Annotated in this window: 1 protein-coding gene; it reads left to right on the top strand. The window is 41.2% G+C overall.

Features of this window, described 5'->3' with window-relative positions:
- The coding region (locus ACJ5GX_RS00540) for a reverse transcriptase domain-containing protein (protein WP_495292581.1) at positions 1 to 264 on the top strand (264 nt) is incomplete at its 5' end.
- Positions 265 to 466 lie beyond the last annotated feature (202 nt).

The following is a 466-nucleotide window of genomic DNA, read 5'->3' as shown; positions in this document are numbered from 1 at the left end:
CACTGCTGGGGCGAAGCCATCGAGAAAAACGGCGAAGCACTTGCCGTTTCACTCGATATCTCGAAGGCCTTTGACAGGGTCTGGCATGCAAGTCTGCTCAGCAAGCTTCCTGCTTATGGCATCCCAGCTGATTTTTATACTTGGATTTCAGACTTCCTTAGTGAACGGTCCATCAGAGTAGTCGTTGACGGCTGCTCCTCTGATCGATCCTTTTGTCAATGGAAAGGAAACCGTTTTGACAAAGGACACGCAAAAATTTTTTAATTACCAAATCATATAAATATACCTATATTAAATGAATACCTAACAGCGAACACCAGTCTTTACAAGTAAGCGGAAAGTAAAAAAAAAGCAGTGGTATTTGTTTGATCGATCGCTAGATGGGCCGCTAATTCCTCACAAAATTGGAGTAAATGTAAGCATATCTTGAAAACAATAAGTCCTATCAACATACATCCAAAAAGAC

Source organism: Wolbachia endosymbiont of Tuta absoluta (assembly GCF_059414725.1).
Note: the sequence above shows the minus strand (reverse complement) of the source record. Positions and strands in the feature narration are given on the sequence as shown.